This is a genomic window from Pseudomonas tremae, assembly GCF_001401155.1.
GTDB lineage: Bacteria > Pseudomonadota > Gammaproteobacteria > Pseudomonadales > Pseudomonadaceae > Aquipseudomonas > Aquipseudomonas tremae.
Map to the genome: position 1 here is coordinate 1 of NZ_LJRO01000387.1, position 20,856 is coordinate 20,856.

General features: G+C 55.3%; 22 protein-coding genes. 21 read left to right on the forward strand and 1 reads right to left on the reverse strand.

Annotated elements, in window-relative coordinates; translation table 11 throughout:
- Window positions 1–170 precede the first annotated feature (170 nt).
- From ALO43_RS22275 to ALO43_RS22375, 21 genes are all read left to right on the forward strand, one after another.
- Window positions 171–755: a phage baseplate assembly protein V gene (locus tag ALO43_RS22275; RefSeq protein WP_054998065.1), complete on the forward strand. Its 585-nt coding sequence runs from the start codon at window positions 171–173 to the stop codon at window positions 753–755.
- A 42-nt stretch (window positions 756–797) separates the two neighbouring features.
- Window positions 798–1,076 (forward strand): hypothetical protein, encoded by a 279-nt coding sequence (locus ALO43_RS22280; RefSeq protein WP_054998066.1) that lies wholly within the window; start codon window positions 798–800, stop codon window positions 1,074–1,076.
- A gap of 3 nt (window positions 1,077–1,079) precedes the next feature.
- Window positions 1,080–1,406: a GPW/gp25 family protein gene (locus tag ALO43_RS22285; protein WP_054998067.1), complete on the forward strand. Its 327-nt coding sequence runs from the start codon at window positions 1,080–1,082 to the stop codon at window positions 1,404–1,406.
- Complete coding sequence (locus ALO43_RS22290; protein WP_054998068.1) at window positions 1,403–2,284, forward strand: baseplate assembly protein; 882 nt, start codon at window positions 1,403–1,405, stop codon at window positions 2,282–2,284. Before ALO43_RS22285 ends, ALO43_RS22290 begins: the two co-directional genes overlap by 4 nt.
- Before the next feature lies 1 nt (window position 2,285).
- Window positions 2,286–2,891 carry a phage tail protein I gene (locus ALO43_RS22295; protein ID WP_054998069.1) on the forward strand — a complete coding sequence of 202 codons (606 nt, stop codon included), beginning with the start codon at window positions 2,286–2,288 and terminating at the stop codon, window positions 2,889–2,891.
- Window positions 2,888–5,050 carry a phage tail protein gene (locus tag ALO43_RS22300; RefSeq protein ID WP_054998070.1) on the forward strand — a complete coding sequence of 721 codons (2,163 nt, stop codon included), beginning with the start codon at window positions 2,888–2,890 and terminating at the stop codon, window positions 5,048–5,050. The genes ALO43_RS22295 and ALO43_RS22300 overlap by 4 nt, the downstream gene beginning before the upstream one ends.
- A gap of 7 nt (window positions 5,051–5,057) precedes the next feature.
- The gene (locus ALO43_RS22305; RefSeq protein WP_054998071.1) at window positions 5,058–5,600 is read left to right on the forward strand and encodes a tail fiber assembly protein; all 543 of its coding nucleotides are present in this window, start codon (window positions 5,058–5,060) and stop codon (window positions 5,598–5,600) included.
- Between the two features lie 93 nt (window positions 5,601–5,693).
- On the forward strand, window positions 5,694–6,857 hold the full coding sequence (locus tag ALO43_RS22310; RefSeq protein WP_054998072.1) for a phage tail sheath C-terminal domain-containing protein: 1,164 nt from the start codon (window positions 5,694–5,696) through the stop codon (window positions 6,855–6,857).
- A 12-nt stretch (window positions 6,858–6,869) separates the two neighbouring features.
- Window positions 6,870–7,379, forward strand: a complete 510-nt coding sequence (locus ALO43_RS22315) for a phage major tail tube protein (RefSeq protein WP_024670873.1) — start codon at window positions 6,870–6,872, stop codon at window positions 7,377–7,379.
- A 15-nt stretch (window positions 7,380–7,394) separates the two neighbouring features.
- Window positions 7,395–7,697, forward strand: a complete 303-nt coding sequence (locus ALO43_RS22320) for a phage tail assembly protein (RefSeq protein ID WP_024690546.1) — start codon at window positions 7,395–7,397, stop codon at window positions 7,695–7,697.
- Window positions 7,698–7,835: 138 nt separating this feature from the next.
- Window positions 7,836–10,595, forward strand: coding sequence for a phage tail tape measure protein (locus ALO43_RS22325; protein WP_054998073.1), 2,760 nt, complete (start codon window positions 7,836–7,838; stop codon window positions 10,593–10,595).
- A gap of 9 nt (window positions 10,596–10,604) precedes the next feature.
- Window positions 10,605–11,450 (forward strand): phage tail protein, encoded by an 846-nt coding sequence (locus ALO43_RS22330; protein WP_054998074.1) that lies wholly within the window; start codon window positions 10,605–10,607, stop codon window positions 11,448–11,450.
- On the forward strand, window positions 11,425–11,631 hold the full coding sequence (locus tag ALO43_RS22335) for a tail protein X (protein ID WP_054998075.1): 207 nt from the start codon (window positions 11,425–11,427) through the stop codon (window positions 11,629–11,631). The genes ALO43_RS22330 and ALO43_RS22335 overlap by 26 nt, the downstream gene beginning before the upstream one ends.
- A gap of 253 nt (window positions 11,632–11,884) precedes the next feature.
- Window positions 11,885–12,526, forward strand: a complete 642-nt coding sequence (locus ALO43_RS22340; protein WP_054998076.1) for a hypothetical protein — start codon at window positions 11,885–11,887, stop codon at window positions 12,524–12,526.
- A 519-nt stretch (window positions 12,527–13,045) separates the two neighbouring features.
- Entirely contained in the window at window positions 13,046–13,699 is a 654-nt protein-coding gene (locus ALO43_RS22345) for a DUF1826 domain-containing protein (protein ID WP_054998077.1), read from the forward strand.
- An 800-nt stretch (window positions 13,700–14,499) separates the two neighbouring features.
- Window positions 14,500–15,543 carry a phage late control D family protein gene (locus ALO43_RS22350; protein WP_054998078.1) on the forward strand — a complete coding sequence of 348 codons (1,044 nt, stop codon included), beginning with the start codon at window positions 14,500–14,502 and terminating at the stop codon, window positions 15,541–15,543.
- 38 nt (window positions 15,544–15,581) lie between these two features.
- A complete protein-coding gene (locus tag ALO43_RS22355; RefSeq protein ID WP_054998079.1) occupies window positions 15,582–16,130 on the forward strand; it encodes a glycoside hydrolase family 19 protein in 549 nt (182 codons plus the stop codon).
- A 198-nt stretch (window positions 16,131–16,328) separates the two neighbouring features.
- Window positions 16,329–17,123, forward strand: a complete 795-nt coding sequence (locus ALO43_RS22360; protein WP_054998080.1) for a DNA adenine methylase — start codon at window positions 16,329–16,331, stop codon at window positions 17,121–17,123.
- 256 nt (window positions 17,124–17,379) lie between these two features.
- Window positions 17,380–17,868 (forward strand): Hcp family type VI secretion system effector, encoded by a 489-nt coding sequence (locus ALO43_RS22365; protein WP_054998081.1) that lies wholly within the window; start codon window positions 17,380–17,382, stop codon window positions 17,866–17,868.
- Between the two features lie 9 nt (window positions 17,869–17,877).
- Window positions 17,878–18,855 (forward strand): hypothetical protein, encoded by a 978-nt coding sequence (locus ALO43_RS22370; RefSeq protein ID WP_054998082.1) that lies wholly within the window; start codon window positions 17,878–17,880, stop codon window positions 18,853–18,855.
- Window positions 18,848–19,222: a hypothetical protein gene (locus ALO43_RS22375; RefSeq protein ID WP_054998083.1), complete on the forward strand. Its 375-nt coding sequence runs from the start codon at window positions 18,848–18,850 to the stop codon at window positions 19,220–19,222. The genes ALO43_RS22370 and ALO43_RS22375 overlap by 8 nt, the downstream gene beginning before the upstream one ends.
- Window positions 19,223–19,727: 505 nt before the next feature.
- On the opposite strand, the gene ALO43_RS22380 is transcribed toward ALO43_RS22375, so the two are convergent.
- A complete protein-coding gene (locus ALO43_RS22380) occupies window positions 19,728–20,855 on the reverse strand; it encodes a tyrosine-type recombinase/integrase (RefSeq protein ID WP_054998084.1) in 1,128 nt (375 codons plus the stop codon).
- Between the last annotated feature and the right edge of the window lies 1 nt (window position 20,856).

Here is a 20,856-nt window from a genome sequence, read left to right on the forward strand (position 1 = left end):
CCCGAGCTGGACGGCTACGCGGTCTGGGTCGTCGAGTGGACTCAAGGGATCTACCTCGGCGAGGAGGAATGGCCGTGGCCAAATGAGCCACCCGGCACGCTGGTGTTCGCGTTCAGTCCCGACACCGGACGTGACAACGAAAACCAGTACCAATCGCCTGAGGATATGTGATGAGTTTCGCGTTGGCTGAACATGACCGCATGCTGGCCGGTGTGGTGAAGGACTGCTGCGTCGTTGCGCTGGACCTCACCGCATCACCTCCGGTATGCCGCGTTTCAGATGGTGACTGGGTTAGCGCCTGGGTGCGCTGGCACAGCGTAGCGGCGGGCAAGGCGCGACACTGGCGGGCACCGACCCTTGGTGAGCAGGGCACCTTGTTCAGTGCCAGCGGTGACGTGTCGCAGGGCACGTTCATTCCGGGGCTGTATGGCAATGCGGGTGCCCAGCCTGATAACCGCGACCACGTGGAAGTCTGGCGCTTCGACGACGGCGGTTCCCTGATCTACGACTGGCAAGCCAACACTTACACGATTGATCTGCCCACGGGGACGGTGAATGTCACCGTCGGAGCCAGCTCGGCCGTTGTGACTGACGACGCTATCAGCGCGACCTCCGGAACGATCACCGCCAAGGCAGCCACGATCACGCTGGATGGCAACGTCACGATCAGCGGAACGCTCGCCGTCGCCGGTGATATTCGCGGCGGTGGCCAGATCATCGACACCGGTGGCAACACCCCGAACCACAAGCACTGACCCGGCCCGCACTGCGGGCTTTTTAATGTCTGGAGATAACCCATGGCGACCGTAAAAATCGATAAGACTTCTGGTGACCAACCGGCAGCCCCAACAGGCCAGGTCACCCCCACGGCGATATCAGTAGCGGACGCCGTGTCTCCTCTCGCGCCCGCCGTAGCAATGCGGATGTATCGAGACACGCTGTTCACCTCGCGCACGCTGATTCTGCCGGATGAACGCACGCTCGCCGTCGCCAAAGGGATCGTCACGGCGCAGGCCGATGACACCGTCGCGCTGGAGTATTTGCGTGCACACCCGGACCTTGAGCCGCTGGAGTAATTCATGATCGGAATGGATCGCCGTACCGGTCAGCCTGTCTCCGGCCTGACGCACCTGCGGCAGTCCATCGAAGACATTCTGGGCACTCCCGTCGGCAGCCGCCGAATGCGCCCGGACTACGGCAGCAAGATCCGACGCTTTGTCGATCTGCCTGTGAACGAGGGCTGGAAAAGCGCGGTGCAGGCCGAGGTGGCCAGATCGCTTGGCCGTTGGGAGCCTCGCCTAAGACTTGAGCGCGTCAGGGTGATTGCGGTCCTGAACGGCCAAGTCACCTTGGAAGTGCAGGGGACGTATCTGGGTGACAATGCGGTGTTGGAGGTGACGGCATGAGCTTGATTGAACTGTCGGCGCTGCCCGCGCCGCAAGTCCTTGAGGACCTGGACTTTGAAGAAGAGTATCAGGGCGAGCTAGCCGCCTTTCGCGAATACATGGGTGACAACTGGAGCGCCTTGCTGGAAAGCGACCCGGTCACCAAGTTGCTCGAACTGGGGGCTTACAGGCGGCTTCAGAACCGGGCGCGTGTCAACGATGCGGCTAAGTCGTTGATGCTGGCATATGCCCAAAAAGCCGATCTTGATCAGTTGGCAGCCAACGTCAATCTCAAACGTCTGCAGATCCAGGCAGCAGATCCCGTTGCAGTGCCCCCCACTGCAGCTGTCATGGAAGAAGACGATGCGCTTCGGGAACGTGTCCAGCTTGCCTACGAGGGACTGACCACGGCGGGGCCACGAAACAGCTATATCCTTCACGCACGCAACGCCTCAGGTTTGGTGGCCGACGCCACTGCGGAAAGCCCATCACCGGCAGTAGTCATGGTCACAGTGCTTGCGCTGGAAGGCAGCGGTGCGGCCGGTGCGGATCTGCTGGAGACGGTTCGGCTCAACCTCAGTGACGAGGATGTGCGTCCCTTAGGGGATCGCCTGACGGTTCAGAGCGCTGAGATTCTGCCTTACCGCATCAATGCTGTCGTCCACATGGTCGGGAGCGGACCTGAAACTGAGGCGACTCTGGCTGAATGCAAGAGCCGGCTGGGAGCCTGGATCAATCCCAGGAGACGCTTGGGCCTTGAGGTGGCTCGATCCGGCATTGACGCGCAGCTGCACATCAGCGGCGTCAGTCGGGTTGATCTTCAGGACTGGACGGACATCCGTCCGACCAAGGCGCAGGCAGCCTGGTGTGAAGCATTCACCGTGACGCGGGGTAGTTGAGATGACCAGCTTGCTCCCCCTCAACAGTTCCCCGCTTGAGCGCGCCATTGAGGTTGCCACGGATGAAGTCACGAAGATTCCCTTGCGCTCGCTGTACAACCCTCAGACCTGTCCCGCGCACTTGCTCTATCACCTGGCGTGGGCCTGGTCGGTGGACCGCTGGGATGAAGCATGGTCTGAGCCGGTAAAGCGTGCAGCCATTGCCGCGTCGTTCTTCATCCATGAACGCAAGGGGACGATTGGTGCGATACGCCGAGTGGTTGAACCGCTTGGCTATCTCATTGATGTCCTGGAGTGGTGGCAGACCGTACCTGAGGGAATCCCCGGTACTTTTGCCCTCAAGGTGGGTGTGCTTGACACCGGCATCACCGAGGAGATGTATCAGGAACTGACGGCCCTGATCGATGACGCCAAGCCTGTCAGCCGTCACATGCTGGAACTGGCCATCAGCCTTGAAACGACCGGCCGTTTCTACCTCGGCGCTTCGGTCTCTGAAGGCGACGAAATTGATGTTTACCCACCTGTACCGCGTGACATAGAAGTCACGGGGCATATGGGGCTGGGTGGGCGTGAAACCACTATCGATACTCTGGATGTCTTCACATGATCGATCAGACTTCGCAATTCTTTGCCACCCTGACCAATGTCGGTGCGGCCAAGCAGGCCAATGCCGATGCCCTCGGCGTGCCTTGGAAAATAGCTCAAATGGGTGTGGGTGATGCCAATGGCACCGATCCGGTGCCCGATGCTTCACAGAAAAAACTGATCAATGAGCGTCGTCGTGCCCCGCTCAATCAGCTCAAGGTTGATCCAGCCAACAACGCGATCATCATCGCCGAGCAGGTTATCCCCGCAGAGGTCGGTGGTTTCTGGATTCGTGAAATTGGCTTGTACGATACGGACGGGGATCTGGTGGCGGTTGCGAACTGCGCGCCGTCCTTCAAGCCATTGCTGGCTCAAGGTTCTGGTCGCACGCAGATCGTGCGCATCAACCTGCTGGTCAGCAATACCAGCAACGTCGAGCTGCGCATTGACCCAACCGTTGTGCTGGCAACGCGTTCGTTTGTGGATCTGCGGATTCAGGAAGAGCTTTCCAAGCTCGACAATAAACAATCTGTTCGTGCTGCCACCACCGGCCCGATTGTCCTTGCTGGCATTCAGACGGTCGATGGCATTGCGCTTGTCGCAGGTGACCGGGTACTGGTGAAAAATCAGGCCAGCGGCAAAGACAATGGCTTGTACTCAGTCGTCGCTGGTAATGCCTGGTTGCGCGTTGTTGACGCGGATGCAAGTGCCGAGGTGACGCCCAACCTGATGGTCAGCGTCGAGCAGGGTGACACGTTGTTCGACACGCTCTGGCAGTTGACGACAAACGCGCCAATTACCCTGGGTACGACTGCGCTGGTGTTCGAGCAAGTGGCAGGTCCAACTGGCGTTTTGCCCGGTACTTACAGCCGGGTTACGGTAGACCGACGCGGCGTGGTGATGGCCGGTTTCAACCCGACCACACTGGGCGGGTACGGCATTGCCGATGCCTACAGCAAGACCGAGATCGATACGCGGGTTGCGGCGTTACAACCCAAGCTGGGGTTTACCGCTGTGCAACAAGGCACCGGTGCGGGCCAATTGGACAACGCGGTGAAGATCGGATGGAGCGGGACTGACCTGAAAGCGACTGTTGATAAGACAGATCTTGGAAAACTCTGGTATTCAAGTAACTTTAACCCCGACAAAAAAGCGGATCGTGCTGAAACCCTCTCAGGCTACGGTATTAATGACGCTTATACGTCGGCAGAAGTTGATCGGCGTGTCTCTGAGCGTGCCTTGAAGACGGAGGTTTATTCGAAGGCTGATACGTATACAAGAGCTGAGGTTGATACTCGGGACGCGCAGCGCTACACCAAAGAGGAAACCGATCTAAGACTGTCGGGCAAGGCGACTGGGGACAGCATTACGGTTGTCGGGTTTGCGGGCAATGATGTCAAATATCCCTATATGCGTCGATCCACTGATGGCGGCGTTTACCACCTGCAAACAAGGCTGGGTTATGTTCCTGTTCAAGCGGGCACGGGAGTCGGGCAGCAAAGCAACCTGATAAAAATAGGTCATTCCGCTGTTGGCGTTAAAATTACAGTTGACGAAACAGACTTTGGCAATCTCTGGTATTCGGGCAATTTTGACCCCAGTAGTAAAGCGAACGTAGGCTCCACGCTTGCTGCCTACGGGATTAACAATGCGTATACCAAGGCTGAGGTCGATGCACGCGACTCGTCTCGCGCAATTGCTGATTCAATCACCCACGTAGGGTTTGCCAGCGGTGATGTTGCTTTTCCCTACATGCGGCGGTCGTCCGACGGCGGAATATTTTACCTGCAGACCCGTCTAGGCTTCTCCCCTGTAGAGCAGGGTGGCGGCGCAAATATGGGTAATTTCAAACTGAGGCTAGGTTACAACAATGCTGGCAGTGTCCGTTTCTCAGTAGATGGCGCTGATTACGGCGATCTAATAAGCGATATTAACCTGGCGACGAAAGTTGCAGGACTTGGACTGACTGGCATTGGTCAGTATGCATTCGCACGAGTAATCAATACATACGGAAATTCTATAAACCAAGGTACATCGATTCCCGGCAACAACCTTCTTTACAGCTCTACAGCTGCAGGCGACGGCGCAAGTAGTAACTCGGGAACCATTGGCATAGGGACCTGGCGTGCTCATGGCGCGTTTAACGGTACTGAGCGCACGCTCTTTCAACGAATCAATTAGGTTAACTATGAGAACAGTATTAAGCGCCCGCGATCCTCGCTGGTCCGATCAGGCTCATTCGTCCATCGTTCTGATGGTGGCGTTCAAAGAAGTGTTCGAGATCTATGGAGAGACGCCGTTCGCGGCTTCTCCTCACGATACCGAGCCCCATGGTGTAGAGCTGTTTAAACGTGCGCTGGCCGGTGAGTTTGGTGAGGTCCAAGAGCCGACGCTCCAGACGGTGCAGGTACAGGTCATGTGCGAGCGTGGCGGACTTTCTGCTGCAGCTACGGCGCGAATCAACGAGTTGGTCGTCGAGCTGGAAACGTTGCAAGACGCCGTTGATCTGGGCGTCGCGACGCCCGAACAGCAAACGGCGCTGCCTGCTATCAGCGCCGAGATTAAGGCGCAGCGGTTATACCGCGTCGAACTCGCGCAGCTCGACACGAAGCCCGGCTATCCGCTGGACTTTGAATGGCCGGTGCCGCCTGCCATTCCATTCGTTTACGAGCCGCCCAAGCCGGAAGCTCCTGCGCAGAACGTCAGCGACGACGATCAGCAAAGCACCTAACGCCCCGCACTGACGGGGCGTTTTCTTACCCGCTATTTGCATTCCACCATCAACCCCGCTGATCGGGGTTTTTTCGTTTCTGGAGATCGTCTTATGAGTTTCTTCCACGGCGTGACCATGACAAACGTCGACACAGGCGCACGCACCATTTCGCTGCCCACGTCCTCAATCATCGGTCTGGTCGATACGTTCACCGAGGCCCCGGCTTACAGCGCCAAGGCCAATGACCTGGTGCTGATCACGTCCGAGCGCGAAGCCATTGCAGCGTTTGGTCCTGACTCGGCGATCACCAAAGCCTGTCAGGCGGTGTACGTGCGGGCCAAGGCGGTGATCGTTGCTTGTGGCGTTGCCAAACTGGACGATGCTGCCCTGCAAACTTCCGCCATCATTGGCGGTGTCAAAGCTGATGGCACACGTACCGGGCTCCAGGCACTGCTCGACGGCAAGAGCCGCTTCAACGCTCAGCCGCGACTGCTGATCGCGCCCAAGCACAGCTCGATTCTGGCGGTCGGCACCGCCATGGCGGCACTGGCAGACAAACTGCGGGCGCTGCCGATCTTCGATGGCCCCAACACTACAGACGAAGCGGTCATGGCGTATGCCAAGAACTTCGGCGGCAAGCGCTCTTTCATGGTCGACCCCGGTGTCCAGTACTGGGACACAGCGGCCAGCAAGACTATAGATGCGCCGGGCTCTGCCTGGGTGGCGGGCCTGTTCGCCTGGACCGACGCGGAGTATGGCTTCTGGGCCTCGCCTTCCAACAAAGAGTTCGCCGGGATCACCGGCACCACCCGGCCCATCGAGTTTCTGGACGGCGACGAAACCTGCCGGGCCAACCTGCTCAACAACGCCAATATCGCGACGATCATCCGCGACGACGGTTACCGCCTGTGGGGCAACCGCACACTCAGCAGCGACCCCAAATGGGCTTTCGTCACTCGCGTGCGCACCATGGACATCGTCATGGACGCGATCCTCTACGGGCACAAGTGGGCGGTCGACCGTTCGATCACCGCGACCTACATCAAGGACGTGACCGAGGGCCTGCAAGCGTTCATGCGTGACCTGAAAAATCAGGGCGCGATCATCAACTTTGAAGTGTTCGCGGACACCGAACTGAACACGGCCAGCCAGCTGGAGCAGGGCAAGGTGTTCTGGAACATCCGATTCACCGACGTTCCACCTGCCGAAAACCCCAACTTCCGCGTCGAAGTCACGAATCAATGGCTGACCGAAGTGCTCGACTCTGCCGCTTAAGGAACTGCAACGATGGCGATGATTCCCGAAACACTTAGCAACCTGAACCTGTTCGTCGACGGTGTCAGCTTCCAAGGCGATGTTCCAAGCCTGACGCTGCCCAAGTTGACGATCAAGACGGAAGAGCACCGGGCTGGAGGCATGGATGCTCCAGTTGAGCTGGATATGGGCATGGAGAAGCAGGAAGCCAACTTCACAACAACGGGCGTGCGCCGTGAGTCGTTGAAGTTTTTCGGCCTGGCAGATGGCACTGCCTTCAACAGCGTTTTCCGAGGCGCGTTCAAGGGCCTGAAAGGCAAGATAACCCCAGTCGTGGTCACCCTTCGCGGTCGCCTCAAAGAGGTCGACATGGGTGACTGGAAGCCGGGTGACAAGTCCGAGATCAAACACTCGGTCGCGGTCACCTACTACAAGCTGGAAGTGGATGGCCGTCTGATTTACGAGATCGATGCGCTGGGCATGAAACGCGTCATCAACGGTGTCGACCAACTCGCTGCAGAACGTTCGGCCCTCGGCCTCTGATAGAAGGAAACTCCTGTGTCTCAAGCAAATACCCAACCAAGCTGGATGACTCTGACGGCCGAGAGCGTTTCGGTGAAGCTGTCCAAGCCTGCCGAAGTCAACAGCGTTCAGGTGGACACTTTGACCTTGCGTGCTCCGACCGTGCGAGATGTGCGTGCTGCGCAAGCGGCCTCAAACGGTGATGCCGAACAGCGCGAGATCAACCTCTTCGCGTCGCTCGCCGAAGTGGGCGGTAGTGATCTGGAAAGGCTACCGCTCAAAGACTACAACCGCCTGCAGGCGGGCTATTTTCGTCTGGTGCAAGACGACGAGCTTTGATCCTGCACTTCAGAAGCTGGCGGCAAAGCGACTTGCAAAAGAGCTGGGCTTCTCGTCGGCGGAAATCATGTCCATGTCTTTCTCGGACATGATCTGGTGGCTCACGGACTGAGCCCATCCCAACATCTGAGGTGAGTGATGGCGAACAATCTGGCATTGGGGCTGGTGATTGGCGGCTCTGTCAGTTCCACCCTGGGTTCGGCCTTCAGTACCGTCGAAGGCCGTATCAAGAAGCTGGAGCAAAAGGGTAGTCAGGCCAAGGTGTTGAGAAACACCATTGGCGAAACCATGCGGTTGCGTGATGAGTGGAAGAAAGCGCACGACAGTGGCGCTGCATCGGCCTCTGGTTTGCTGCGCAAGCTTGAGAATAATCTCGACACGCTGCGTAAACAGGGTGTTCAGGTCGGCAAGCTCAGGCAGGAATATCAGTCCCTTGACCGTGTGGCCAGAAGCATGGACCTCAAGGTCAAGGGACACCAACAGATTGAGCAGGGCAAGGCCGGACTCATGTCCGGGATCGGCACCGCTGTCGCGGGTGTCGGCGCACTAGCAGTACCGACCAAGATCAGTGCCGACTATCAGGCGATCATCCGGGACATCGCAATCAAGGCGGGAGTGGCCAACAAGCCGCAGGAAGCGGAACTGACCACCTCGGTGATCAAGACTTCGCAAGACACGGGCATGGCACGCAATGACGTGGCTGACCTGGTCAACAAGCTGGTCGGAGCAGGCATGAGCCTGGACAAGGCGCTGTCCTACGCGCCGGTGGCGGCGAAGTTTGCGGTCGGGCAGGGGGCCAGCGGCACCGATACGGCCAACATGATTCAGGCGCTGCAGCAGAACGCCAAAATCACCGACCCGAAGATGATGGAAAAAGCCCTTGAGGCCGTCGCCATGCAAGGGCAGGCAGGTAGTTTTGAAGCCAGCGACATGGCGAAGTGGTTTCCGCAACTGCTTGCGGGCATGGGCAAGCTGGGTGTGACCGGCATGGATTCGGTGAGCCAGCTCGGCGCAATGCTGCAGGTGCAGATGAAAACAGCCGGCGGCTCGGATGAGGCGGCCAACAACCTGAAAAACTGGATGGAGAAGATCGGCTCCACCGACGTGGTGAAGTCATACAAAGACGTTGGTATCGACTATCAGGGTTCTCTCAACACAGGCATCCAGAAGGGCATGTCGACCCTGGAGTCCAGCTTTGCGCTGGCCCAGCACTACATCGAAAAGACCGATCCGGCCAAAGCCAAAAAAATGAAGGAGGCCACGGAGAAGATCAGTAAGGAAGCTGATCCGAAAAAGGCGAAAGAGATGCTGGATTCGCTGGAGCAGGCGCTGCGCACTGGCGATCTGTTCGCCGACATGCAGGTCAAGGCTGCGCTGACGGCGTACTCGCAAAACCGTGGCATGTATGAGCAACTGAAAAAGGACGCTCAGAACGCTTCAGGGATTCTGGACAAGAACCTGGCCGAGCGGCGTGGCGCTTCGTCGCAGATCTGGGCAGAGACGTTTCAGGCCGTCAACGACTCGATGCGTAGCATCGGCGACGCCATTCGCCCGGTCACTGACGCAGTCGCCAAAGGTATCACTGCAACAGCTAAAGAATTCACCACGCTTTCTGATAACGCCAAGCCTGTGGTTCTGGCCATCGCGTTACTCGGTGGCGGGTTGGTAGCCCTCAAGTCGGCTGCCGGTGCATTCAAAATCGGCAAGGGGTTGCTCAACCTTGGTCGCGGTGCGTTAGGCGGCAGCCCGAACAAGGTTCAGAAGGTCTTCGTCACGAACTCTGGCGATAGCGATGGCAAGCCCGAGGGCAAAGTCGGTGCGGTCAAAGGGCTGCTGGAGACTGGTCTCAAAGCCTTCAAGGGCAAGGATAAAGCCAAGGGCAAGGACAAAAGCAAGACTCAGGACGGTGACAAGGAACAGGTTGACGGTGACGACGATGAGTCTGAGGAAGGCGGCAAGACGGGTTTTGATCCTGTCGAAACCGGCCTCAAGATCCTCGATCTGTTCGGCGAAGGCAGTGGCGACGGCGATGGTGGCAAAGGTGGCGGCAGCAGCTCGGAGCCGCAGAAAGTCTTTGTGGTCAATGCCAATGCTTTCGGCGGTGGTTCAGATGCACCGGGTGACCAGCGTCGGTCTCGACGTGGTCGACGGCGAGGCGCAGCGGGTGGTGCCGGTGGTCGTCGTGGTGGTCCTCCTCCTCCTATGCCGCCAAGGCCACCTGTTCCATCTCCACCCCCTCCGGTGCCCGCTGGTCGACTGGCGCGTATGGCCGGGGCTGCCGGGAAGTTGGGCGGTCTTGCCAAGGTGGTTCCGGGTGCCAAGTTTCTCGATGCAGGCATGCTGGCGTTGGATACGTACCAGAATGCCGAAACCCAGGACGAGAAAGCCGAAGGCTACGGCGGCGCTGCCGGGGGATTGGCTGGCGCGTTGGCGGGTGGTGCGGCAGGTGCAGCCATTGGCTCCATTGTGCCCGTTGTCGGCACGGCCATCGGCGGGCTGGTGGGCGCATTTCTCGGAGGCATGGGCGGGCAGGACGTCGGTGGCTTTCTGGGCAAAGCGCTGTTTGGCTCAGACGAAAAAGCCGAGGCTGTTGCTGAAAAGCCAAGCGATACCAAGCCGTTTGCTGCGCCTGGCGATGTGGTCAAAGCGATGGCGGCGGTTGGTCCACCCCAGGTGTTGCCTGCTGTCATCAAGGCCGCCGAGCAAAGCAAGGCCGAGCCCGCGAAGATAGATCAGCAATTCACCTTCTCGCCAAACATGCCGGTCAACGTACAGGGTGATGTGAAGGATCCGGCCCAACTTGCGCGAGAGATCGCGCCGTTTCTTCAGCGTCAATTTGAAGAGTTCAGTCGGCAGGCGGCAGCCCGTCAATTGTTTGATGCCCCAGATGTGGGGTAAGGAAAGGTTATGGCCTATGCAGAGCAACTGCAGTCGTCGTTGAAGTACTTGATTACAGCGGGGGAGGTAGGGCGTCGAAGTCTGGATGACATGGTTGGCCCCTTGAATGGGGCCATCGGCGACATCACAGGGGCAGCATCAGAGTTGGAGAACATCCCTTTCATCGGTCCTGCCGTAGGCGCGAAGTTACAGCGCACCATGCGTGGCATCAATGTCGCTCAGTCAAAGGTTGGCCAGGTGGTGGCGATGTACGGGCAGGCGACCAGTGCGGCGGCGCAGGTGCAAGAGCGGATGGGCGCACTGAAAGAGCAAGCGTCCAAGGCAAGTGCTGCAATCAATCGGGTTGCCGGGACGATCAGCCCGTCTCTGGGCAACATCGTACCCACCGGTAGTTTTGCCTCGCAGACCACGCCAGCCTCGGAAGCAGTAAAACCGTTTCCGCACTTGCTGATTATTCAGCCACTCAAGCCAGAGGCGCAACCTTACTACTTCAACCTGGACACGGCTGCCTTTGACGAGCTGCGCAGACAGACTGCGTTCCGTTGGGCCGGGCAAGAGCGTTTGACCCGCAGCATTGCGCAACAGGCGGTTGGGTTCGGCGACGACAAGCTGAGTTTGAAAGGGTCCATCTTTCCAGGCTTCAAAGGCGGACTTAAGCAACTGAACACGTTGCGCAGCATGGGTCGCAATCTGCAACCGCTCAGCCTGACAACAGGTTACGGCGAGGTGCTGGGCAACTGGTGTCTGCTCAGTGTGGATGAAGAACAGAGCAACCTGCTGGCCGGGGGCATTCCCCGCAAGCAGGGCTTTTCATTGGAGTTCGTGAGCTATGGCGACGATCTGCAGAACGTCTAACGGGGATCTGCTCGACACTCTTTGTCAGCACTACTACGGGCACCTGAACGGAAGCGTCGAAGCGGTGCTGGATGCCAATCAGGGCCTGGCAGATGAGCCGCAACCGTACCGGGCTGGCGTGCAGATCCTGCTACCGAATCTGCAGGTCAAAAGCGAAGAAGCTATTCAGCTCTGGGGCTAGAGTCAGCCGGTCCACATCCACCCTTTATCAACGCTTGGCGGCGGATTCTAGCTAGCAGTACGGCGCATCGGCATTTAAAGCTCGCAATCCGCATGGAACCGATCAGTCGGTAATTACCACCAACCGCTTTGTAAATTATGAATCGGGAAAAACTTTACAGAGGGTTGTGGTCATTCAGCAATCTTTCTAAGTAAATCGAATGGTATCTTCTTGCAATGCTGAGCAGCATTGCTCTTATCGGAGTATAATTAGCATGAATAGAGTTTCTGGTAGCTCTTCATCTTCAGCAACTTGGCACGCAGTCAACGATCTTGTGGAAAAAGTGAGTAATAGAACAACTTTGTCCACGACAGGTTATCAGACGGCAATGGGCCGCCTGAACAAGCCGGAAAAGTCGGATGCAGATGCATTGATGACAATGAGGAGGGCGCAACAGTATACAGACAGCGCGAAGCGAACGTATCTTTCGGAAACTCTGATGAACCTTGCAAATTTGCAGCAAGGCCGAATCTATCGTACCAACAGTGGGAATTTGCTTGGTGCAATTGAGATGTCGCCTACCCAGCTAACAGACTGCATCCGAAAATGCCGCGAAAACGGATTCTCCAATTGCGACGTGCAGGCGCTGGAGATTGGCTTGCATCTTCGGCATAAGTTGGGGATATCAGACTTTACCATCTATAGTAATCATAAGTTAAGCCATAACTATGTAGTTATCAACCCTAGCAATGAATTTCCGAAGGGGGCTATCGTAGATTCATGGACGGGACAGGGGGTAGTTGAACTTGACTTCAAGACCAGAATGAAATTTAAGCATCGTGAGGAAAATTATACGGTAAACTCCAATATGCACGAGTGGATCGAGAGGTATGGTCGAGCGCATGTAATTGACTAAAGTCGAGTTGTAGTAACCTGCTATGGAAAAGGCCTTGACCAATAATTAGTGCCTTTTCCAATCAGGATTAATTGCGGGTATATTGATTGCGAACGAAACCGTATTCTGTCGCTTCCATTTAATATTAGCTGCGAGTGAAAGTAAACGGATCAAATAGAAAACCCTGTCGCGCAATCCTGTGGCACGAGCCGGGTCTAGTGTGTTACTGCACAGTGCCTTGATCTCTGTGTCTGCGGGCTTGTCAACCCTCACCCGCACAATACAATGACGGTGGATTTTGAGTGAGGGCCCTTTGCTCAGTAGCGGTATTGGTCGAGTTCCATGTAATGAACAAAGCAATTTGGGCAACAAAGGCAGCAAACGATCTGCCTCCTGCTTACGAAAACCGACTTGGTTCTGGAACTTTTTTCGTACTCGGCGCCACAGAATGCCGGCACCATGGAGGAGTTGACGTCACTGAGTGACGGTCTCGAAAGACCACTCCATGGTTAAAATTACCATCGTTCAGAGGAAAGATTCGTGACCTATGGCATCCGTGGCGCAGCTAGCACATCGGCGTATCACACCCAGACCCAGCCTTTTGCTGAGTTGAAACTTGACCAAAGACAACTTCAGGAAAAGACGGAAAGACTTAAAGAGAAAGGATACTTCACTGTTCCCATGTCGGAAACTACGAGAAGCTATCTGCACCAGCAAAGTAGTCTTAGCAACCCTGCTTGGCGAAACGGGCCAATTGGAAGAATCGTTGATCTGCAGACGACCGAACATGAACGCCCGATGACGAAGGTGGCAAAAGACATCGCCACCTCCCTCACGGGAAGAGAACAACAATTAAGACCCCATGAGTTTCAACTGCGGCGTGTGGATAATCCGCGTTCAGAAAAATGGCACCAAGACAGAGCGCCACTAAAAGTCATTTGTATATCAGCGATTGAAGGCCGCGGTACAGAGTTCGTCAAGTCGACGGAGTCAAAAGCAGTGTTCACGCACGGGCAATATGCAGAAATGGTCCCTCTGGACGCCGAGGCAGTCCAACAAAAAATCAAAGTGGCCAAGTCAGACCGCTTCTATTTCTTTGCTGGCAAAGGCATTACCGAAGAAAGTATTCCTAAACTGGTACATCGCTCACCGGAAGAAACCGGCAGGTCCATATTCATGGCGCGCTGGAAGTAAGGTCGATAAAGCAGGTATCTGGAAAAATCTGCCATTTCACCCATAAGCTTTCTTTCGATGCTGGATGTGGAATGTAAGCCAATACCTGCTCGGTCATTGGGGGTGCGCCACCGTACCCTGAACACGTTCATCTGTAGCTGGCGCGCTTTTGTCACACGCTAGCGCGCCGGTTAATTAATATATTGAAAACAGCAGTGCTCGCAATCACTGCAATTTTTCGGCTCAGATTAACTACGACTGACGGAACCCTCTAGCTTATATTAGTTACGAGCGAGCTTGCATTCAGCTGCGTCTGATTGCAATACATCGCTGGCAACTCAAATTAGCTTCGAATGAAAATGAGCGGGACAGATCGGTAAGTCAGCCGCGAGCATTTGTTTTGCAGTTCAAGCGCAGACGGATGAACACATAAGTGAGCAGCGCTTTGATCTGACTGGCCTAGCGTCGAATTGCTCCATGAAATCGTTTATGCGGAAGCAATGACAAATCAGGATGGCCTTATGTTCACTTCAGCGAAGTGCGTCCCGATCAACGCATTCGTCAGTTTTAAGTCGGTGTTCGGGACCCTCGAGCCTTTGTGACCACATATGGGATCTAATTAATGCATCTGGGACAGCTCATAGCTCTATGAATCCTCTACAATCTACTCAACACAGCATTACCACTCCCCTAATCAGTGACGGTCAGCCATTAGACGCTGTGGGCCCTCAGGCCCAGCAATCCCATCCTAAAAGGATTTCACCTTCTCAATTGAGCCTAGTGAATCCGTCATGCCTTGCCATGGCTATTAAGAAGGTCCCATGAAGCCTGCATTCCGAGTCGTTGCGGATCGCACCGATATCACGTCCTTGATCAATGACCGTTTGTTATTGCTCCGGACAAGTGACAAACCAGGCATGGAGTCTGATGAGTTTGAGCTGCGTATCGATGATCGGGACGGAGCCGTTGCTCTGCCGTCGCGAGGCGCGGACATCGAGATTTACCTGGGTTACGAAGGACAGCCACTGACGCGGCTGGGGCTTTACACCGTGGATGACATTGAATCGTCCGGGCCTCCCGATACGTTGGTCATTCGCGGCAAGGCTAGCGATATGCGTGGCAGCGGCAGGACCACTCGCTCCGGTAGCTGGGAAGGTGTCTCGCTGCAGCAGATCGTGAACGACGTCGCGACACGTAATAGCTGGAAGCCTGTCTGTAACGTCGCAACGAAGGTGCCCCGCGCTGATCAGCTTGACGAGTCGGACTATAACTTCATTACCCGGCTGGCCAAGAAGCATGACTGCACCGCCAAAGTCGCAGACGGCAAGTTGTTGGTGCTGCCACGCCAAGGCGGCGAGAGCGCAAGTGGTAAGGCATTAGGCGTTGTGACGATTCAGCGGCATGACGTAGCGCGCTGGCAGTTTCGCCTGAGTGACAAGACCACGCAAAGAGCCGTGCAGACCAAGCATCAGGACAAAAAAACGGGAAAGCTGAAGGTGGTTGAGCTGACCAACGATCAGTCGCCTGACGGCCTGCCGCCCGTTCACACCGACCGCCATATCTACCCGAACAAATCTGCTGCTGAGCAGGCAGCGAAGGCGCGCCTTGCCGCATTCAATCGCAGCACCGCTGGCGTTCGGCTGGAAATGGCCGGGCGCACCGATCTGTTCGCCGAGCGGATGGTCGACGCCCAGGGCTTCAAGGTCGGCCTGGATGGTGAGTACCTGGTCGACTCGGTTGAACAGGTATTCACCCAGTCCGGCTGGACCACCACGGTGGAGTGCAACGGCGGAAAATCCGGCAAGGCCAAAGCGAAGGGCAAGAAAAAGAAAGAGAAGAAACCGGTCAAGGTCGTACAGCTTTAACCGGCCAGATCAGCACCCACTTATCAGGAGAACCACGCATGTCGATTACCACGCAGCAGTTGCTGCAGATACTTCCCAACGCCAGCTCCCGAGCTGGCGTTTTTGTTCCTGTCTTAAACGTTGCAATGAGCAAGTACGCCATCGTCACCAGATTGCGCGTTGCCGCATTCATCGCGCAGATCGGCCATGAGTCTGGCCAGTTGCGCTATATGCGGGAATTGGGTAGCGATGACTACCTCGACAAATACGATACCGGGCGGCTGGCTGAACGCTTGGGCAACACGCCCGAGGATGATGATGACGGCCAATTGTATCGGGGCAGGGGGCTGATTCAGGTCACCGGCAAAGCGAACTACGCGGAGTGTGGCGAAGCGCTTGGGCTGGATCTGATCAATCATCCAGAGCTGCTGGAGTTGCCTCAACACGCCGCAATGTCAGCTGCGTGGTTCTGGCACCGCTCCAACCTTAACACGCTGGCGGACAAGGGCGACTACATCGCCATCACCAAGCGCATCAACGGCGGCACGAATGGCTTGGCTGATCGTCAGGCTCTTTATGACCGTGCGTTGCAGCTTATCAAAGGCTGACCTCATCAGCGCCGCTCAGGGCGTAGGTCGTGCAAGTTATTCAAAGTGAAAAGAGCGACCAGTCGTGATGCGTCAACATCACGCCCGGTCACTGTCCCCGCAGATTGCCCCTGCAAGTCCAGCCAAGGCTCTCGCTTCGTGCACAAAGCGGAGCGAGCCTAGCACCTGTTCATATATACAGTAAAGGTCTTGCTTTCCATGTCCACACCCATCATCCCTTGGATGGGCGGCAAACGCCGCCTGGCCGACCGTCTCATCCCGCTCTTCCCACCCCACGAATGCTACGTCGAAGTGTTCGCTGGTGGTGCGGCCCTCTACTTCATGCGTCCCCAGGCCGCCCCTGTCGAGGTCTTGAACGACATCAACGGGGATCTGGTCACGCTGTATCGCGTCGTCCAAAACCACCTTGAAGAATTCGTCCGCCAATTCAAATGGGCACTCAGCTCGCGCCAGGTGTTTGAGTGGCAGAAGATGACCCGGCCCGAAACCCTCACCGACATCCAGCGCGCTGCCCGGTTCTTCTACCTGCAGCACCATGCCTTTGCAGGAAAAGTGAGCGGGCAGACGTTTGGCACTGCCACGACCGGCCCGGCCATCAACCTGCTGCGGATCGAGGAAAACCTGTCTGCAGCTTGGCAGCGTTTGTCAGGTACATACGTGGAGAACCTGCCGTGGCTCGAATGTGCCGAGCGCTACGACCGGCCTCACACCTTCCACTACATGGACCCGCCTTACTGGCATACGGCCGGGTATGGTGTGAATTTTTCGTTTGAAAACTATGAGCGAATGGCCGACTTCATGCGACGCTGCAAGGGAAAGGTTATGGTCAGCATCAATGACCATCCTGACATACGGCGCGTGTTTGAAGGCTTCCATTTTGAAACGGTCGACATTCGCTACAGCACGGCAAACCAGAGAAAGGTAAAGGCCGATGTCAGCGGTGAGCTGGTTATCATGAATTGGGAGCCTGTGGTGCTGGGGGGGTTATTTTGATTACGGAGTAGTCTTTTTAGTCGCACGGCTTTGGCCGTGCCCTTTCCTGGTGACGGGCACCGCGTAAGCGCACGCATGTGAGGGGATACAAAATGAGTTCCGATCAGGCTGGATTAAACTTGGCAGATCGCTACGTCAAGCCACTACGCTACGGTTAACTTGGTATCCGGAACTGATCTCATAATTCGCTGTCATAGGGGAGTTCTGCACCAATTGACTGACGTGTAGCAAATGAGCTACCAAGGAGAGGTAAAATATGGCTTTCGACGCCTTTATTCAGATCGCAGATATTCCCGGCGAAGCTCTGGACGAGAAGTACAGCAAATGGATTGAGATTACTGGATATAACTTTGGCGTCAGTCAAAGCACGTCCGCAACCGCCAGTTCCTCAGGCGGCGCTTCATCTGGTCGCACGACCATGACTAACTTCACGTTCACCAAATCCCTCGACAGTGCCAGTTGCAAGTTGATGGAAGCTAGCTGCGCCGGCCAGCACCTCAAGGAAGTGAAGCTAGTGCTCTGCCGTGCAGGGACCGATAAGCTCAAGTACTACGAAGTGGTTCTCGAAGAAGTGATCATCGCCGATTACACCCAGAGTGCGAGCTCCGGAATTCCCATGGAAATCGTACAGCTAAACTACGGCCGCATCAAAACCACCTACACGCTGCAGAAACGTGTCGATGGTACTGCAGGCGGTAACATAGCCGGTGGATGGGATCGGATTAATAATAAAAAATATTCGTGAGGCACGACCATGGCCGAAGTACGAACTTTTATTAATGCCAGAGCGCAGACCTTTGATTCCTTGAAAGCGAACCTTGCGTTGCCAAATAACACCAAGGCCAAATTCGTCGCACTTAACTCCCACATCTCGGGCGGTGTTGTCCTGCCCGGTGAATTGGTCATAATCGGCGATGCCTCCACTCCGTCTTCTACTGCTCAGGAAGCCTTCCTGATGGCAAAGGCTGCCGATGTGCATACGGCATTGCTGGTTAACGGTGTCGATGCTGATGACTTTTTTATTGAGAACTTCGAGCTGCTCAAACAAGCCATATCCTACACCTCGATGGGTATAGGCGCTGCAAGTGATGGCTGGGCCAAGCATATGGAGGAGATCAAGAAAACGCTTCAAGATATAGAAAAGCTTTACCGGGAACACTTAGGCTCCGGGAGTATGAACGAACGAGACGCGTTCTATGCCAAGCGAACAGGGTTGTTTATGAAGCTTGACGAACAGCTGGGTAATTTTCTTTCATATGGAGCCGGCCTTCGTAATGAAGGTTCAATCAAAAAAATGCTTGGGCTTTCAACCAACAGTTATATGCATTCCGGAGAAATCTCAGGATACGCCGACAAGGTATCCGGCGTGGCAAAAGCTGCTAAATGGATCAAAAGAGGAGCTTATATTGGGACTGCGCTTGAAGTAGGCTCTACTGGGCTCGCAATCCATAAAGCGTGCTCGCTTGGTCGTGAGGATGAGTGTCGAAAAGCGAAGTATGTTGAGGGTGGTTCGCTTGTGGGTAGTGTCGTTGGATCGGGTGCTGGCGGGTTTGTAGGAGGGGCACTCCTCACTACAGCCTGCGTCGCAGTTGGTATTCCTACTGGCGGCATGGGGACGCTTGCATGCGGCGTAATTGGAGGCGCTGTCGGTGGGTGGGGCGGAGGTGCTCTGGGCGAGTCAAGGGGTGAGAAGTTTGGAGAAGTTCTTTACGGGAAGATGACAAGTGAGTAGTACCCAAATCGATCTGTTTGCTGGATTTATACTGATAGCTATTGGATTCGTTTTGCTTGCCGTAATTCTGATTGCTCACAAGTATATTGACGTTGTGGAGGGTTGTCTGGAGAATTGTTCTTATATAAAAGATAATAAGCGTGTCTGGTCAAGTGCTGGTTTGCTTGGCAAGGTAATGAGGGGGGGGATAATTTCAATGGTGTTAATAATGCCAGGAATGCATGCGAAAAGAGGTTTGGTAGATGTTCAGGAGCTGAATAGACTGCCAGGTCGATATAGATATCTTTTTACGGTGCCGTTCATTACAGGCTGCGTATTGCTTGCTGTTCTAGTGGTGCTTGATGTTGTCGAGAAGTACTTGCTTTGAGCCTGGCTAAAAGAGCTTGAATTTGTGGGCGGTACTAATGGGTGTAAGCCGGTGGCTTTATCTTTTTTGTTCCTGTTTATTGATTGTTATTGTATCTTTATTCTGACTGATTACGTTGTGTGCGGTTTTCACCGGGTTTGAATGTGGTGTCTATGTAGGTTGTGTTTCTATTGTCGTGGGTTTTCTTGTGCTTAGTTTATTGTGCCTGTTTGTTAATGTACGTATTATTTTAAGGTCCTGAATGCGACTGGATGGAGCCTAGTCTTCTTGAGCCGCTTCCAAGTAATATTCCTTTTAAGCCGACTATGTAACAGATCAACGACCGGTCACGTAAAATCTCTTGTGGGCGGCCTTATCCGTAGCTACTGAGAGCATGTGTCGATTGCTCCAGATTCCGCCCTCGAAAGCCCTGCCATGACGGGGGAGGTGATCAGGATGGGCTAAATAGCCCCGGAGAATCATGGTGGCACCTCAGTGAAGCGCCACGCTGGAGTTGATTGCAGCACTAGCGTTGGTTGGTACGTGTGCCAAGGTCAACCTCTGCATTCACAATCCGCTTTAGCCACTCCCAGCCTTGGTACGGATCGCCGCGTCCTTGCAAATGAGTGTACCGTCGCAACGAATTCCAATCACGATGGCCTGACACGCTTGAAACTCTGGGAATGTCCCAGTCCATTTCGAAAAGCCTGCTGATGCCGTCGTGTCGCATATCGTGAAAGTGCAGATCCTTCAGTTCCAGAAACTTGCAGGCCCGGGTGAATGCGGCGGATATAGAATCTGAGTTGTATGGGAATATCTCAGTACACCCTTTAGGCATGCTCATCAGGATTGCCCATGCTTCGTCAGGAAGGTGGCACCAGACATCGTTGCCGATCTTCTGTCCGGGATTTTTCATGTCTCTGACCAGCACAGCCTGACGTTTTTCATCCAGATCATCCCAGCGAATCCTAGTTATTTCTTCCTGTCTACGCGTTGAAAATATCGCGAACCCTAGCACTTTGGGCATGTTTATCGAAGAGGGCTTACGTAGCTGTATTTCAAAAAAGTGCGTAAACAGGGCGTCGAGTTCTTCTTTAGTTGGTCTGCGGGTGCGCTCCTTGCTTTTGCTGACCATTCCCAGCTTACGGAGGACGATTCGCGCATCAGACATTGCATGAGGAGCAACCTCATACCCCCAAGCTGGTTTCGCTACGGACAGTACTGCTCCTAGATGCGACAAATCATTTCCCACAGTTTGTGCCTGAACTCCTCCACCTTCCTTGCCCATACGCCATTGTGCGTACTCAACCAGTTTCTGGCTCGTCAATGCTGAGTCTGCTACCGCCCCCAGCCAACTCTCGCCGATGGCGGTAAGGGTTGCCCGCTTGGTCTTGCCCAGAGGGCGAATCTTCTCATACTCATCAAGGTATCGATCAATCATTTGTTTGACGCTGGCAGCCTGGCGATTTTGGCGCTCTATCGCACCTGGTACGGCTAGCTCCGCCTCACGTCTTTTGATCCATGCCTGGGCAACCTGCTTACGATCGAAGGTTTGGGTTTCCTGATAAACTGGTTGGCCGACCCTATTGATCCGAATCTGTGCCGTGAAGCCAGTGGTTTTGTCTTTGCGTTTCCGTGCCGTGATTGTGCCCATG